The organism is Arthrobacter sp. Bi26 (genome assembly GCF_918697925.1).
Classification (GTDB): domain Bacteria; phylum Actinomycetota; class Actinomycetes; order Actinomycetales; family Micrococcaceae; genus Arthrobacter.
On the sequence record NZ_CAKKMF010000039.1, the window covers coordinates 14,217 to 29,089 of the forward strand.

15 protein-coding genes are annotated in these 14,873 nt (G+C 67.7%); 12 read left to right on the forward strand and 3 right to left on the reverse strand.

What is annotated here, in order from left to right:
* Window positions 1–11: 11 nt before the first annotated feature.
* From folB to LQV16_RS12040, 8 genes are all read left to right on the forward strand, one after another.
* Window positions 12–371, forward strand: a complete 360-nt coding sequence (gene folB / locus LQV16_RS12005; protein ID WP_229994116.1) for a dihydroneopterin aldolase — start codon at window positions 12–14, stop codon at window positions 369–371.
* Window positions 368–937 carry a 2-amino-4-hydroxy-6-hydroxymethyldihydropteridine diphosphokinase gene (gene folK / locus LQV16_RS12010; protein ID WP_229994117.1) on the forward strand — a complete coding sequence of 190 codons (570 nt, stop codon included), beginning with the start codon at window positions 368–370 and terminating at the stop codon, window positions 935–937. The genes folB and folK overlap by 4 nt, the downstream gene beginning before the upstream one ends.
* The gene (locus tag LQV16_RS12015; protein WP_229994118.1) at window positions 934–1,458 is read left to right on the forward strand and encodes a DUF3180 domain-containing protein; all 525 of its coding nucleotides are present in this window, start codon (window positions 934–936) and stop codon (window positions 1,456–1,458) included. Before folK ends, LQV16_RS12015 begins: the two co-directional genes overlap by 4 nt.
* Window positions 1,439–1,951, forward strand: a complete 513-nt coding sequence (locus LQV16_RS12020) for a PH domain-containing protein (RefSeq protein ID WP_229994119.1) — start codon at window positions 1,439–1,441, stop codon at window positions 1,949–1,951. The genes LQV16_RS12015 and LQV16_RS12020 overlap by 20 nt, the downstream gene beginning before the upstream one ends.
* Window positions 1,952–1,969: 18 nt before the next feature.
* The gene (locus LQV16_RS12025) at window positions 1,970–3,571 is read left to right on the forward strand and encodes a PH domain-containing protein (protein WP_229994120.1); all 1,602 of its coding nucleotides are present in this window, start codon (window positions 1,970–1,972) and stop codon (window positions 3,569–3,571) included.
* A complete protein-coding gene (locus LQV16_RS12030) occupies window positions 3,564–4,484 on the forward strand; it encodes a DUF2520 domain-containing protein (RefSeq protein ID WP_229994121.1) in 921 nt (306 codons plus the stop codon). The genes LQV16_RS12025 and LQV16_RS12030 overlap by 8 nt, the downstream gene beginning before the upstream one ends.
* A 1-nt stretch (window position 4,485) precedes the next feature.
* Window positions 4,486–5,388, forward strand: a complete 903-nt coding sequence (gene panC, locus LQV16_RS12035; protein WP_229994122.1) for a pantoate--beta-alanine ligase — start codon at window positions 4,486–4,488, stop codon at window positions 5,386–5,388.
* A gap of 116 nt (window positions 5,389–5,504) precedes the next feature.
* Entirely contained in the window at window positions 5,505–7,007 is a 1,503-nt protein-coding gene (locus tag LQV16_RS12040) for a DHA2 family efflux MFS transporter permease subunit (RefSeq protein ID WP_229994123.1), read from the forward strand.
* A gap of 4 nt (window positions 7,008–7,011) precedes the next feature.
* Here LQV16_RS12040 and LQV16_RS12045 read toward each other — a convergent pair whose 3' ends face one another.
* The 3 genes from LQV16_RS12045 to LQV16_RS12055 all read right to left on the reverse strand — a co-directional run bounded on the left by LQV16_RS12045 (window position 7,012) and on the right by LQV16_RS12055 (window position 9,610).
* Window positions 7,012–7,845, reverse strand: coding sequence for an alpha/beta hydrolase (locus tag LQV16_RS12045; protein ID WP_229994124.1), 834 nt, complete (start codon window positions 7,843–7,845; stop codon window positions 7,012–7,014).
* A gap of 141 nt (window positions 7,846–7,986) precedes the next feature.
* Window positions 7,987–8,613: a thymidine kinase gene (locus tag LQV16_RS12050; protein ID WP_229994125.1), complete on the reverse strand. Its 627-nt coding sequence runs from the start codon at window positions 8,611–8,613 to the stop codon at window positions 7,987–7,989.
* A gap of 46 nt (window positions 8,614–8,659) precedes the next feature.
* Window positions 8,660–9,610 carry an alpha/beta hydrolase gene (locus LQV16_RS12055; RefSeq protein ID WP_229994126.1) on the reverse strand — a complete coding sequence of 317 codons (951 nt, stop codon included), beginning with the start codon at window positions 9,608–9,610 and terminating at the stop codon, window positions 8,660–8,662.
* Window positions 9,611–9,685: 75 nt separating this feature from the next.
* Between LQV16_RS12055 and lysS the strand changes: the two genes are divergently transcribed.
* The 4 genes from lysS to LQV16_RS12075 all read left to right on the forward strand — a co-directional run bounded on the left by lysS (window position 9,686) and on the right by LQV16_RS12075 (window position 14,773).
* Window positions 9,686–11,218, forward strand: coding sequence for a lysine--tRNA ligase (lysS, locus tag LQV16_RS12060; RefSeq protein WP_229994127.1), 1,533 nt, complete (start codon window positions 9,686–9,688; stop codon window positions 11,216–11,218).
* 2 nt (window positions 11,219–11,220) lie between these two features.
* The gene (locus LQV16_RS12065) at window positions 11,221–11,418 is read left to right on the forward strand and encodes a hypothetical protein (protein WP_229994128.1); all 198 of its coding nucleotides are present in this window, start codon (window positions 11,221–11,223) and stop codon (window positions 11,416–11,418) included.
* 135 nt (window positions 11,419–11,553) lie between these two features.
* Window positions 11,554–11,880: an Lsr2 family protein gene (locus LQV16_RS12070; RefSeq protein WP_229994129.1), complete on the forward strand. Its 327-nt coding sequence runs from the start codon at window positions 11,554–11,556 to the stop codon at window positions 11,878–11,880.
* A 400-nt stretch (window positions 11,881–12,280) separates the two neighbouring features.
* Window positions 12,281–14,773, forward strand: coding sequence for an ATP-dependent Clp protease ATP-binding subunit (locus LQV16_RS12075; protein ID WP_229994130.1), 2,493 nt, complete (start codon window positions 12,281–12,283; stop codon window positions 14,771–14,773).
* Window positions 14,774–14,873 lie beyond the last annotated feature (100 nt).

Here is a 14,873-nt window from a genome sequence, read left to right on the forward strand (position 1 = left end):
CGGCCGGCGCCATGGACCAGATCACGCTGAGCGGCGTCACCGCCGTCGGCCATCACGGTGTGTTCGATTTCGAGCGCCGCGACGGCCAGCCGTTCGTCGTTGACGCGGTGCTGCACCTGGACTTCAGCAAGGCCGCGGCTTCCGACGACGTCCTGGACACGGCGCATTACGGCGAAGTGGCCAATTGCATTCGGGACTGGATCACGGGTGTTCCGCTGAACCTGATCGAGGCCCTCGCCGTGCGGATTGCCGAGGACGTGCTGCAGAAATTTCCGGTGGCCGCTGTGGACATCACCGTGCACAAGCCCAAGGCCCCAATCGAAGTCGACTTCGGCGACGTTTCCGTCAGCGTGCACCGGAGGCGGCCGTGAGCCCGCTCTACACCCGCGCCGTGATCGCGCTCGGCAGCAATCTGGGGGAGCGCAGCGACACGCTCTCTGCCGCCGTCGCGGACCTCGTCGACCCGCCGGAGGTGCGCCTGCTGGCCATCTCTCCGATCGTCCAGACGAAGGCCGTGGGTGGCCCGCCCGGCCAGCCTGACTTCCTGAACATGGTGATTGCCGTCGAGACGTCCCTGCCGCCGCGCGCCCTGCTGGAGCACTGCCACGCCGTGGAGCAGAAGCATTTGCGTGTGCGCGAGGTCCGGTGGGGGCCGCGGACCCTGGACGTGGACATCATCACCTACGGGGACGTGGTGAGCTCCGACCCGGAGCTCACCCTGCCCCACCCCCGGGCCGCGGAACGGGCGTTCGTGCTCTACCCGTGGTCGTTGATCGATTCCGCGGCGGAGCTCAACGGCGAACGCGTGGGCGACCTCGCCGCGAAAGCCGCCGATTTCGGCGACCTCGCCACGTTTGACGGCTTCCAGAGCACCGCTGGCGCGGACATCGCAGCCACAGGGCGCTCCGGCGTGTCCGGCGCGGCGGAGCGGCCGTGAAGCTGACCAGCCCCTTGCTCCTGCTGGCCATTTGCGTGGTCCTGGCCGTGGCCGGCTGGTTCGCCACCATGCTCTCGGGCCGCTACGGCCTGGCCACCCCGGTGCTGCCGCTGACGGGGCTGCTGACCATGGGCGTGATCGTGGCCCTCACCCTGGTGCTGGGCATCCGCGTGCTCCGGTGGCGCAACGGCAAGAAGAAGAAAATCCTCAACCCCATCCTGGCGGCCTGGACCCTGGTCCTCGCCCAGGCCTGCGCCTATACCGGCACGGTCCTGCTGGGCTGGCACGCGGGAATTGTGCTGGAGCAACTGCGGCTGTGGAACCTGCGCAGCAACCAGGACCTCACCTGGCAGGCCCTGGCAATGGCCGGCGGCGGGCTGATCATGGTGATCGTGGGGCTCGTCGTCGAGCGGTTCTGCCGGATTCCGCCCGAGGACGGCGAGGCCGAATCCCGGCCCGGCGTGCAGGGAAAGCGCAGCAAGCCCTCGGCGGAAGGCGAATATGCGTACCGAAGCGATTGATCCCCCGGGCATCGACTGGCTCAGGGTGTCCCCGAAGTACGTCACGGTGCGCCTCGCCGGGTGGGCGCTGGGAAACCTGATCGCGGTGTCCCTGCTGTCGCTTCCCCTGGTCCTGGTGCTTGCCGGCGCGTGGACCTGGCCGCCGGTCTGGCTGGGCATCGCCATTCCCGCCGCCTGGCTGCTTCTGGCGTTGTGGCGGCTCGTGCTGATTCCCCGGCAGGTGCGCTCGATCGGCTACGCCGAGCGGGAGGACGACCTCCTGATCCGGCGGGGCATCTTCTTCCAGCGCACCCTCGTGGTCCCTTACGGGCGGATGCAGTACGTGGACATCTCGGTGGGCCCGGTCGAGCGTCCGCTGGGCCTGTGCACCCTGAAATTGCACACCGCCGCAGCCGCGACCAGCGCCGAGATTCCCGGCCTGCCCGCCAGCGAAGGGGCCAGGCTCCGCGAACAGCTGTCCGCCCGCGGCGAAGCCCGGCTGGCCGGGCTGTGACGGGAAGAGCGTGACGGGATGGCGCTGACACCGCAGGGCGCCGGACCCGCCGGCGACGGAATCGCCGCCGGAACGGCAGACGCCGGCGGACCCGCCGACGACGTCTGGCTGCGCGTGCACCCGGCGTCCCCCTTTGTCCGCGGCTGGGTGGCGCTGGCCGCACTGTTGTTCTTTTTTGGACGTGACAGTTTCGAACGTCTCCTTCAGGGTGGCCCGCTCTTTGACGAGCGGTTGGCCGGACGGGCGCCGTGGCTGCTGGCCGGCGGCGGCATCCTGCTGCTGCTGACTGTCTTCGGTTACGTCCTGAGCTGGTACTTCACCCGCTACCAGGTCGCAGGCGGCTACGTGCGCGTCAACACTGGTTTCCTCTTCAAGCAGCAGCGGCAGGCCAGGCTGGACCGGGTGCAGGCAATCGACGTCGTGCAGCCCCTGCTGGCACGGATCTTCGGACTCGCTGAACTGAGGTTCGAAGTCGCCGACGCCGGCGAATCCGCCGTGCGCCTGGCGTACCTGCGCGCGGACGAGGCCCGACAGCTCCGCGCGACAATCCTGGCCCGCGCCTCAGGCGCCTCAGGCACCTCCGGCGGGTCGCTGTCGCCGTCGCCGGAGCCGGGACAGCCCGAGACCGCCGCCGTGGAGGCCCCGGAACGGGTGGTGTTGACCGTGCCGCCGCCACGCCTGATGGGCTCGCTGCTCCTGAGCGAACAAAGCGTCGTGATCCTGGCCGGCGGCATCGCCTCAGTGCTGCTTTCCGCCGTCACCGAAAACCGGAGCTTCGCGGTCTTCCTGATCCCTGCCGCGATCGGACTCGTGGCCTCCTATTGGTCCTCGTTCAACAAGGGCTACAACTTCACCGCCGCCGTTTCCCCGGACGGCATCCGGCTGCGCTACGGCCTGCTGGACACACAGGCGCAGACCGTGCCGCCGGGCAGGATCCAGGCGCTGAAGGTCAGCCAGCCGCCGCTGTGGCGGCTGTTCGGCTGGTACCGGATCCAGGTCAATGTGGCCGGTTACGGCCTGGCCGCCAGCGCCGGCGAAGGATCAGCCCGGACCACGCTGCTTCCGGTGGGATCCCTCGCCGACGTCCTGGAAATCCTCGCCCTGGTGCTCCCGGATCCAGGCACTCCGGATCCGCTGGGCGTGTTCACCGCAGGGATCACCGGCCTCGCGGACGCCGCCGGGACGCCAGGCAGCGGAGGCGGGCAGGACACCGACGGCGGCTTCGTGACCAGCCCGCGCCGGGCCCGGTTCCTGGCACCGCTGGGCTGGCGGCGCAACGGCTTCACGGCAACGGAGACCGCCCTGCTCCTGAGATCGGGCCGGTGGTGGCGGAACCTCGTGGTGGTGCCGCATCAGCGCACCCAGTCCATGGCCCTGCAGCAGGGCCCGCTCGCCCGCAGATTCCGCGTGGCGGACCTGGTCCTGCACACCACGGCAGGTCCGGTGGCCCCGCGGCTCATCCAGGCCGGCCTCGACGAAGCCCGGGCCCTGCTCGATGCCCAGTCGTCCCGTGCCCGCGCCGCGCGCAAGCGCCAGAAGAGCGAGCACTGGATGGAGCCGGCGGCCAAGCCGGCCGCACCACCCGCAGACGACCCCCAGGAAGGCCCGCATCATGGCTAAACCAGGACGCCTCGGCGTCGGAATCATTGGCGCCGGGAAGGTCGGTGCCGTCCTGGGGGCGGCGCTGCGCGGAGCCGAGCACGCTGTCATCGGGGCGTCCGCCGTTTCGGACGCCAGCCGGGAACGCGTCGAAACACTCCTGCCCGGCGTCCCGATCCTGGACGTGCAGGACATCGTGGAGCGCGCCGAGCTGGTCCTGCTCGCCGTCCCTGACGATGCCCTGGGCCCGCTCGTGAACGGCCTGGCCAAGCTCGGCGCCTGGCAACCCGGCCAGCTCGTGGCGCACACCTCCGGGCGCTTCGGCGTCGGGATCCTGCACCCGGTCCGTGCCGCCGGCGCCGTGCCGCTCGCGCTGCACCCGGCCATGACGTTCACGGGCATGAGCCTGGACCTCACGAGGCTCCTGGACTGCACCTTTGGCGTCACGGCCGACGCCGCGATGCTGCCGATCGCCCAGGCACTCGTCGTCGAAATGGGCGCCGAGCCCGTCGCGATCGCCGAGGCCGACCGCGTCCTCTACCACGCTGCCCTCGCGCACGGCTCGAACCACCTGGTCACGCTCGTGGCGCAGGCCTCGCAACTGCTCCGCGACGTCGGCGTCGAGGCCCCGGACCGGATGCTGGGCCCGCTGCTGCGCGCCACCCTCGAGAACGCCCTCGCCTCCGGCGAATCGGCCCTGACCGGGCCCGTAGCCCGCGGCGACGCCGGCACGGTTGCCGCGCACGCCGGCGCCCTCCGCGAATACGACGGCGGGGCCGCCGGCGATATTCTTGAGGCGTACCTGGCCATGGCCCGGGCGACAGCCCGCCGGGCAGGAAGCCGCGGACTCCTGAAGCCGGAACAAATCGACGGCATCGAACAGGCGCTCGGCGGCCCCGACCAGAACGGGACGCACGCCCCGGAAGGACCCTGACATGGCAATCCAACTCGTGACCACGGCCGCCCAGCTCCGCGCCGGAAGCGCCCGGCTGCTGGCGCAGAAAGGTGGCACGTCCCAGGGGCTCGTGCCGACCATGGGCGCACTGCACGAGGGGCATGCCCAGCTGGCCCGGACAGCCGTCGCCCAGAACGACGTCGTGGTGGCCAGCATCTTCGTCAACCCGCTGCAGTTTGGCGAGGCCACGGATCTGGAACGCTACCCCCGGGCGCTCGATGCCGACCTCGCGCTGCTCGACGCCGAGGGCGTGGACCTGGCGTTCGCGCCCGGCGTCGAGGAGGTCTACCCCGGCGGGGCACCCCTGGTACGGATCACGGCGGGACCCCTGGGGGAAAAATGGGAGGGCGCGTCCCGGCCCGGCCACTTCGACGGCGCGCTGACCGTCGTCGCGAAACTGCTCCACTATGGCTTCCCGGGGACCGGCCTGCCCGGCGGCGGACAGCCGGCCTACCGCGCCTATTTCGGCCAGAAGGACGCGCAGCAGCTGGCGCTCGTCCAGCGCATGGTGGCGGACCTGAATTTCCCTGTGGAGATCGTGCCCGTGCCCATCGTGCGCTCGGCCGACGGCCTGGCACTGTCCAGCCGCAACCGCTTCCTCTCCGAGGACCAGCGCGAGGCCGCCCTGGTGCTCTCCCGCGCGTTGCGGCTCATCGGGGAGCGCGCCAACGCGCATGAGCCGCTGGACATCGAATCCGCGCAGGACCTGGTCCGGTCCCAGCCGCTCGTGGAACTGGACTACTTCGAAGTGGTGGATCCGCGCACCCTCGAGCCCCTTGCGGAAAACTGCAGGGACACCCCGTTCCGCGGCGAGGGGCTGGCGATCATCGCCGCCAAGGTCGGTCCCGTCCGCCTCATCGACAACGCGCCCCTGAACTCCTGACACATACCCCACATTGGTTTTCCGGCGACGGGAATGCCCCCGGGGCCTAGACTGTTGGAATCTGCAGCAGCGCCGACGCTCACCGGACCCACACCCAACTCCCTGAGGGAATTCCCATGTCAACAGACATCTCTTCCAACGCCGCCGGCGATCCCGCACGGGGCGCTGCCCCGGCCCTCGCAGCGCCTGCCGCGTCTGCAGCAGCGACGACGGCGCCCACCGCGCCGGCGAAGATGTCCCGGGAGTCCGTCACCATCATCGTCACGCTGCTGGTGGCCACCTTCGTGGTGATCCTCAACGAAACCATCATGAACGTGGCCCTGCAGCGGCTGATGGTGGACCTGAACATCGATGCGCCCACCGTGCAGTGGCTCTCCACCGGCTTCATGCTCACCATGGCTGTCGTCATTCCCACCACCGGGTTCATCCTGCAGCGCCTGAGCACCCGTGCCGTCTTCATGCTGGCCATGGGACTCTTTTCCGGCGGCACACTGCTGGCCGCCCTCGCGCCGGGCTTCGAAGTCCTGCTGCTGGCCCGCATCGTCCAGGCCGGCGGCACCGCCATCATGCTGCCGCTCCTGATGACCACCATCCTCACACTCGTGCCGCTGGAACGCCGCGGCGCCGTCATGGGAAACGTCAGCATCGCCATCTCGGTAGCGCCGGCCCTGGGCCCCACGGTTTCCGGCCTGATCCTCCAGCACTTTTCCTGGCGGTTCATGTTCGTCTTCGTGCTGCCGATTGCCCTCGCCGCGCTGGCCATCGGGGCCAAGTATTTGACCAACATCGGCAAAACCGAAAAAACGCGGTTGGACGCCCTTTCGGTGGTGCTAACGGTCCCGGCCTTCGGCGGCCTCGTCTACGGCCTGAGCCAGATCGGCGGCGGCCAGGCCGGATCCCGTACCCCGGCGGTGCTGTCGCTGGCCGTCGGCGTGGTGGCCCTGGCGGTGTTCGTCCTGCGCCAGCTGAAGCTGCAGAAAACCGACGGACCCCTGCTGGACCTGCGCGCCTTCACTTTCCGGATGTTCACGGTGTCCGTGCTGCTGCTGGTTGTGGCCATGATCGCGTTGTTCGGCGCCGTGATTCTGCTGCCGTTGTACCTGCAGGAGATCCGCGGCCTGACCTCACTTGAGACCGGCCTGGTGCTGCTGCCCGGCGGCCTCGCCATGGGCCTGCTGGGGCCCTTCATCGGCCGCGTTTTCGACAAGATCGGGCCCCTGCCGCTGACAGTGACGGGGTCGATCATGATGGTGCTGTCCCTCTGGCAGTTCTCCATGCTGGACGCCGCGTCGCCGGTGGGGTGGATCATTGCCCTGCATGTGGCACTGAGCCTGGGCCTGGCGCTGCTGTTCACCCCCGCCTTCACGACCGGCCTGAACCCGCTGCCGCCGCACCTGTATTCACACGGGTCGGCCATCATGAGCACGCTGCAGCAGGTGGCAGGCGCGGCCGGCACGGCGCTCCTGGTCTCGATCTATGCCTTCGTGTCCGAAGCCTCGGGCATGGTTGCCGGCATGCATGCGGCCTTCCTGACCGCGGCCGTCATAGCGGTCGCCGCCGTCGTGCTGTCCACTATGATGCGCAAGACCGAAGGCGCGCCGCACCCGGCCGCCCACTAGAGGCTCAGCCCGCGTAAAACGCGCTGAGCTCTGCGATCAGTTTGTCCGGCGCCTTGTTGACACCGTCGTGGCCCATGCCCGGCAGGATCGTATAGCTGGAACCGGAGAGGACGTCGTGGATCTGGGCACAGGCCACGCCGAAGTATGCCGGGCTCTTCTCGCCCACGATGATCAGCGTCTCCAGCGGCAGTTCCAGGAACGGTTCGGCCGGCATGTCCGCGGCGATGATCGCCTTAATCTCGCGGACACCGGTCTGCATCAGGTCGCGCAGCTGCTTGCCCATCGGAGTGCCCGCCGAAAGCTTGTTCGCCAGCGTCAGCATGGACAGCGGCATCCGGGACAGGGCGCTGCCGGTCTCCAAGCCCCTGAGCAGGACGGCGAGGGCCCGGTCGTCGTCGCCAGCTGCGGTCGCCCGCTCGTATTCGGGCGTCCAGTCCGCCGTCACGCTGTGGTTGACGGACACGGCGGGGTCGTACACGGCGAGCCGTTCCACCGGCAGGGTGCGGGCCGCGTGCAGGGCCACCGCCCCGCCGAAGCTATGGCCGAAGACGTCGGTGCTGGCCGTGTGCTTCATGACGGCGTCGAGATCGTGGATGTCCACGTCCAGGGTGTAGTCCTCCGGCTGCGGGGAGGAGGAGCCGCGGCCGCGACGGTTGAAGGTGTGCACCGGCCGGCCCAGTGACGCGCTGAGTTTCTGCGCGAAGCGCGTGTAGTCGGCGGCCGTCACCATCGAGGCCGGCACGACGACGATGCCCGAACCCGCCGAGGCGAGCTCGGCGCCCGTGCTGAAAAGCTCGATTGTTCCGCCGTCGGGGGTTCTGATGTTCTCGCGGGTCATGCTCCGAGCCTAGCCGAGGCCGCGCCCCAGTGCAGTAAGCCGCAACTCAGTAGGCCGCAGTGCAGTAAGCCGCAGTTCAGTAGGCCGCAGTTCAGTAGGCCGCAGTTCAATTGGGTACAGCATTGCGCCGGCGCGCTGGCGCTAGTTGCCCAGGCGGCCGCCGGAGACCTCGAGGTAGCAGGCGCCGCAGAGCGACTCGTACCAGACGTCCTGGCCGTCAATCGCAACCTGGTTTCCGTCGAAGACCACCTGGTCCCCGATCCGGCGGGTGTTGAAGATGGCCTTCCGTCCGCAGCGGCAGATGGTCTTGAGCTCTTCGAGGGTGTGCGCAATCTCCAGGAGCCGAAGGGAACCGGGGAACGCGCGGGTCCGGAAGTCGGTTCGGATGCCGTAGGCAAGGACGGGGACGTTGTCCAGGACCGCGATGCGGAAAAGATCGTCCACCTGCTCCGGTTCGAGGAACTGGGCCTCGTCAACCAGCAGGCAGGCCACCGGCGGGGTGTCCACGTGCTGCAGCAGGGCGTCGGGATCGTCCCCGTGGGCCTGGGCGGTGAAGAGCTCGCGGGCCGACGCGCCGGCGGGGATCAGGAAGTCCACCGAACGGGTCATGCCCAGGCGGGACACGACGTCGGAGTCGCCTTTGGTGTCCACGTCCGGCTTGGCCAGCAGAACGTGCTGCCCGCGTTCCTCATAATTGAACGCCGCCTGCAGCAGCCCCGTAGATTTGCCGGAGTTCATGGCGCCGTAGCGGAAGTAGAGCTTGGCCAAGGGGGTCCTTTCGAAAGGGTCGCCCACCGATTGTAAGGCGCACCCGTCAGTGGCCCAGCTTGAGCCGCCGCCTGGGCGCCGGGAGGGGCCGCAGGTGTCCTTCGCCGGCAAGGAGGAAACGCGCAGTTGCCCGGGGCAGTCGGATCCCGGGCCGGAGCGGGCTTTCATGGAGCTGCCCTGGCAACACGGCAAATTCAAAGGAAGGGACGGCGGCGGCAAGTTGCCGGCCGGTCTCGGTAAAGTACTCCGGGCTCCAGCCGCCGCTGAGCAGCAGCGTGGGGGTGGTCACGGCTGCGAAGTCGTCCAGTTCGGCGTCGGCGTCGAGCACCGCCCGCATCTCCGCGACGGCGGTGGGCAGCAGTTTGCGCATCTCGGCGCCCATGTTGGTCCGGGCGGAGAGGATGCTGAGCATCCGCAGCGCGCCCAGCGGGAGCTTGGATACCGGTCCGCCCACCTCAATGCCCTGGACCAGATGCGCCCAGGCCTCGTCGAGTTCCCCGGCAGCAACTGAACGCTCCAGTTCGGGCCGCCAGCGGTGGGTGAGGTTTCCGGAGAGGGACACGGCCGCGTCATAGGTCACCATCCTGCGGATCGGCACCGTCCGTGCCGCCTGCAGGGCCACGAAGCCGCCGTAGCTGTGCGCCACCACGTCGCTCGATCCCGTTTCCCGCATCACCGCCGCCAGATCACCGACCTCCGTGGCCACCGAGTAACCGGCCGGTTGCGGGGAGGACCCGGCGCGCCCGCGCCGGTTGTAGCAGTGCACGGGGCGGCCCAACAGGCGGCTGATCTTCCGCGCGAACGGGCGGTACAGCGCGGCGGTGATCATGGTGCCGTGCACGACGACGATGCCTGGCGCGGGCGGCCGTCCGGGCGTCGAACCTGGCGCGGGTCCCGGGGCGGGTGCTGGCGCCGGAGCCGGGCCGGCAGCCGGACGGAAGGAGTGCAGCTCGAGGTGCCCCTCGCCGTCGTCGGTGCTGATCCTCCGCGTCTCCACAGCCTGAGTCTATTCCGCCGTGGCCATAGCCGGGCGGAACCCGCCCCGGTGGAATCCCCGGTAAACTTGGGGATTGTGACTTCCCAAAACACCCCCGCCCCGAACACCGCCGCCGAGCCGCACGATGCCAGCGAGCAGACCCGCATCCGCATGGAGAAGCGCGCCAAGCTGATTGAACGCGGCGTCGAGGCTTATCCGGTGGGTGTCGAACGCACACACTCGCTCACGGAAATCCGGGAGAAATACGCCTACCTCCAGGCCGATGAAACCACCGGCGACGTCGTCGGCGTGACCGGCCGCATTGTCTTCATCCGCAATACGGGCAAGCTGTGTTTCGCCACCCTCCAGGAGGGCGGAGTGGACGGGAAGGCTGTGCGGCTGCAGGTCATGCTGAGCCTGGCCAACATCGGTGAGGAGGCGCTCGCGGAGTGGAAGTCCCTCGTGGACCTCGGCGACCACGTCTTCATCAAGGGCGAGGTCATCTCCTCGCGCCGCGGCGAGCTGTCCGTCATGGCGGATTCCTGGACCATGGCTTCGAAAGCGCTGCGCCCGCTGCCCGTGCTGCACGCCGGGCTTAACGAAGAAACGCGCGTCCGCCAGCGCTACGTGGACCTCATTGTCCGCGACGAAGCCCGCGAGATGGTCTACACCCGCGCCGCGATCACCCGTTCCATCCGCGAAACCCTGCACCGCCAGGGCTACGTCGAGGTCGAAACCCCCATGCTGCAGCTGGTTCACGGCGGCGCCACGGCCCGTCCCTTCGAGACGCACATGAACGCCTTCGACCAGAAGATGACGCTGCGCATCGCTACCGAGCTCTACCTCAAGCGCACGGTGGTCGGCGGGATCGACCGCGTCTATGACATGGGCAGGGTCTTCCGCAACGAAGGCGTGGACTCCACGCACAGTCCCGAGTTCACCACTTTGGAGTCCTACGAGGCGTGGGCGGACCAGTTCGTCATGGCGGACCGGATCAAGGAGATCATCCTGGACGCCGCCGACGCCGCCGGTGTGGGCCGCGTGCTGCAGACCGAAGCCGGGGAGATCAACCTCGACGGTGACTGGACCTGGCTGGCCGTCTACCCGGGACTGTCCGAATTCGTGGGCCAGGAAGTAACCCCGGACACCACGGTTGCCGAACTGCTGGAACTGGCCGCCAAGCACGACGTCAAGGTCGACGCCGGCTGGGAAGCCGAGAAGCTCGTCGTCGAACTCTTCGGCGAACTGGTGGAGCCCACTTTGCTCAACCCCACGTTCGTTTACAACTATCCGCCGTCCGCCCAGCCGCTGGCCCGCCAGCACCGCGAAGACGGCCGCCTGATCGAGGCCTGGGACCTCATCATCGGCGGCATGGAGCGGGGCACGGCGTTCTCCGAACTGATCGACCCGGTGATCCAGCGCGAACGCCTCACCGAACAGTCCCGCCGGTCCGCCGCGGGCGACGTGGAGGCTATGCAGCTGGATGAAGACTTCCTCCGTGCGCTCGAGTACGGCGCGCCGCCCATGGGCGGGATCGGCCTGGGCATCGACCGCCTCGTGATGCTCTTCACCGGCGCCGGCATCCGCGAAACGATCCTCTTCCCCCTGTTGAAGCCTGAAGGACACTGAGCATGGACTATATCGCCGTATTGCTGCCCCCCATCGTGGTGGGCCTGCTTTTCTGGTTTGCCATGAAATCCATATTCAATGCCGACAAATCAGAGCGGCAGGCAGAAGCCCGCGCCCATGCCGAAGCGGAAACGCGAGCGGTAGCTCAAACCAAGGAGCAGGATTCCGGGCCCTCGGGGGCTAATTACCCGGGAAAGTAATAGTCCCCTATTGCCGCCTGTGGTTTTCCTTTGAACAGAGTTTTGCGCTTTGACTCCCTGCTGTAACGCGGAGGATACTTATTCCAGATACATCCTGCTTTTCTAAACGCTCGATCTTTGGAAAGAGAGTCCTTTATGGCACAGAAAGTAAAAATCATCCTCGTTGATGATCTGGATGGGGGATCCGCGGACGAAACTGTCCGGTTTGGCCTTGACGGCGTGAGCTACGAAATAGACCTGTCGTCAAGCAATGCTTCAGAACTGCGCTCCGCGGTGGAGCGTTTTGTGGTGCACGCACGCAAGACGTCAAGCGGACGCGCCACGCGTACGAAAATTTCCAGCGGACGGAATCAGGACTCTGCCCAGATCCGTCAGTGGGCACGGGACAACGGCTATGCGGTAAACAGCCGCGGACGTATCCAGGCTGAAATTCAGGAAGCGTACCAAAAGGCTAATTCCTAGCCGGGACCGCGCGTCAGGGTGCCGTATCAGGACCCAGTAACAGGTCGCAATCAAGTCCCAATGAAGTCGCAGTCAAATGCCAATGCCCCCGTTATCTGGCGGGGGCATTTGCATGCCGACGGCGGTGCGCCCGTGCGCCCGTGCGCCCGTACCGCACGCCGGCCCGCCGACGGGCCGGGCCGGAACGTCCGGTTGCGCCCGCCGGGAAGGGGCGGAGGGTCCCGCCCGGGACATCCGGTTGCGCCCGCCGGGAAGGCTTCCGGACGGTTCCCGCCCCGTCCGGGGACGGGGTCCGGGCAGGGGCGCGCAAACCCTCCGGTTTCCCCTGTGGCGAACAAGCCCCAAATCTGGAACCCGGCCACGTAGCATCAAAGTACGTCGTAGCTAGGAGTGTGGCGAAATGTTTGAGCGATTTACGGACCGTGCCCGTCGCGTAGTTGTGCTTGCCCAAGAAGAGGCACGCATGCTGAACCACAATTACATTGGTACCGAACACATCCTCTTGGGTCTGATCCATGAGGGTGAAGGTGTTGCCGCCAAAGCCCTTGAATCCTTGAGCATTTCGCTCGACGGTGTCCGCGAGCAGGTCCAGGAGATCATCGGCCAGGGCCAGCAGGCCCCCTCCGGCCACATCCCCTTTACCCCTCGCGCCAAGAAGGTCCTGGAGCTCTCGCTGCGTGAGGCCCTGCAACTGGGCCACAACTACATCGGGACCGAGCACATCCTCCTCGGCCTCATCCGGGAGGGCGAGGGCGTTGCCGCCCAGGTGCTCGTCAAGCTCGGCGCCGACCTGAACCGGGTCCGCCAGCAGGTCATCCAGCTGCTCTCGGGCTACCAGGGCAAGGAGGCCACCGGCGCCGGCGTCGGCCCCGGCCAGGCCGAGGGCACCCCCGCCGGTTCCGTGGTCCTGGACCAGTTCGGCCGCAACCTGACCCAGGCGGCGCGCGAGAACAAACTGGACCCCGTGATCGGCCGCGAGCAGGAAATGGAACGCGTCATGCAGGTCCTTTCCCGCCGCACCAAGAACAACCCCGTGCTGATCGGCGAGCCGGGCGTCGGCAAGACCGCCGTCGTCGAGGGCCTGGCCCAGGCGATCGTCCGCGGGGACGTCCCTGAGACCATCAAGGACAAACAGCTGTACACCCTGGACCTCGGGTCCCTCGTGGCCGGCTCCCGCTACCGCGGCGACTTTGAAGAACGCCTGAAGAAGGTCCTCAAGGAGATCCGCACCCGCGGCGACATCATCCTGTTCATCGATGAGATCCACACCCTGGTGGGTGCCGGAGCCGCCGAAGGCGCCATCGATGCGGCCTCGATCCTGAAGCCCATGCTGGCCCGCGGCGAACTGCAGACCATCGGTGCCACCACGCTGGACGAATACCGCAAGCACATCGAGAAGGACGCCGCCCTGGAGCGCCGCTTCCAGCCGATCCAGGTCAAGGAACCCTCCGTTGCGCACGCGATCGAGATCCTCAAGGGCCTCCGCGACCGGTATGAGGCACACCACCGCGTCACCATCACCGACGGCGCCCTCGCCTCGGCGGCGGCCCTTTCCGAGCGCTACATCTCGGACCGGTTCCTGCCGGACAAGGCGATCGACCTGATCGACGAGGCCGGGGCACGGCTGCGCATCCGCCGCATGACCGCCCCGCCCGAGCTCAAGGTCATGGACGAGAAGATCGCCGCCATGAAGCTGGAGAAGGAATCCGCGATCGACGCGCAGGACTTCGAAGGCGCCGCGTCGCTGCGCGACAAGGAGCAGAAGCTCATTGCCGAGCGCGCCGAGAAGGAACGCCAGTGGAAGACCGGCGGCATGGACGACATCTCCGAAGTTGATGAGGACCTGATCGCCGAGGTGCTGGCGAACTCCACTGGCATCCCGGTCTTCAAGCTGACCGAGGAAGAGTCCTCGCGCCTGCTGAAGATGGAAGATGAGCTGCACAAGCGTGTGGTCGGCCAGGACGAGGCCATCAAGGCCCTGTCCCAGGCGATCCGGCGCACCCGTGCAGGGCTCAAGGACCCCAAGCGTCCGGGCGGCTCGTTCATCTTTGCCGGCCCCACCGGCGTCGGCAAGACCGAGCTCGCCAAGGCCCTCGCCGAGTTCCTGTTCGGCGAAGAAGACGCGCTGATCACCCTGGACATGTCCGAGTACTCGGAGAAGCATACGGTCTCGCGGCTCTTCGGTGCCCCTCCGGGCTACGTTGGCTACGAGGAAGGCGGCCAGCTGACCGAGAAGGTCCGCCGTCGTCCGTTCTCCGTGGTCCTGTTCGATGAAGTGGAGAAGGCGCACGCCGATCTCTTCAACTCGCTGCTGCAGATCCTGGAAGACGGCCGCCTGACCGACTCCCAGGGCCGCGTGGTGGACTTCAAGAACACCGTGATCATCATGACCACGAACCTCGGCACCCGGGACATCTCCAAGAGTGTTGCCACGGGCTTCCAGTCCGGCACGGACACCCAGACCGGCTACAACCGGATGCGCGCCCGGGTCACGGAGGAGCTCAAGCAGCACTTCCGCCCCGAGTTCCTGAACCGTGTTGACGATGTTGTGGTCTTCCCGCAGCTGACCCAGGACGAGATCATCGAGATCGTGGACATGTTCGTTGGCCGCCTCGAGAAGCGCCTGAAGGACAAGGACATGGGCATCGAGCTCACGTCCGCGGCCAAGGTGCTCCTGGCAACCCGCGGCTACGACCCCGCCATGGGTGCCCGGCCGCTGCGCCGCACCATCCAGCGCGAGATCGAGGACCAGCTCTCCGAGAAGATCCTCTTCGGCGAACTGCACTCCGGCGACATCGTGGTGGTGGATGTGGAGGGCGAAGGCGACGACGCGAAGTTCACCTTCGCCGGCAACGCCAAGCCGCGCATCCCGGAGATCGCTCCGAGCGTCTAAGCATCAAGACCAAGGCCCCGCTGTCCTGTCAAGGACGGCGGGGCCTTCGCGTTTGCTCTTCCCGGGCCGCGCTCCGTGGGGGTTCTGGGGACCGGGGCTG

Coding starts and splice junctions, on each gene's coding strand:
- folB (WP_229994116.1), top strand. CDS start 12: ATGGACCAGATCACGCTGAGCGGCGTCACCGCCGTCGGCCATCACGGT.
- LQV16_RS12020 (WP_229994119.1), top strand. CDS start 1,439: ATGCGTACCGAAGCGATTGATCCCCCGGGCATCGACTGGCTCAGGGTG.
- LQV16_RS12025 (WP_229994120.1), top strand. CDS start 1,970: ATGGCGCTGACACCGCAGGGCGCCGGACCCGCCGGCGACGGAATCGCC.
- LQV16_RS12030 (WP_229994121.1), top strand. CDS start 3,564: ATGGCTAAACCAGGACGCCTCGGCGTCGGAATCATTGGCGCCGGGAAG.
- panC (WP_229994122.1), top strand. CDS start 4,486: ATGGCAATCCAACTCGTGACCACGGCCGCCCAGCTCCGCGCCGGAAGC.
- LQV16_RS12040 (WP_229994123.1), top strand. CDS start 5,505: ATGTCAACAGACATCTCTTCCAACGCCGCCGGCGATCCCGCACGGGGC.
- LQV16_RS12045 (WP_229994124.1), bottom strand. CDS start 7,845: ATGACCCGCGAGAACATCAGAACCCCCGACGGCGGAACAATCGAGCTT.
- LQV16_RS12065 (WP_229994128.1), top strand. CDS start 11,221: ATGGACTATATCGCCGTATTGCTGCCCCCCATCGTGGTGGGCCTGCTT.
- LQV16_RS12070 (WP_229994129.1), top strand. CDS start 11,554: ATGGCACAGAAAGTAAAAATCATCCTCGTTGATGATCTGGATGGGGGA.
- LQV16_RS12075 (WP_229994130.1), top strand. CDS start 12,281: ATGTTTGAGCGATTTACGGACCGTGCCCGTCGCGTAGTTGTGCTTGCC.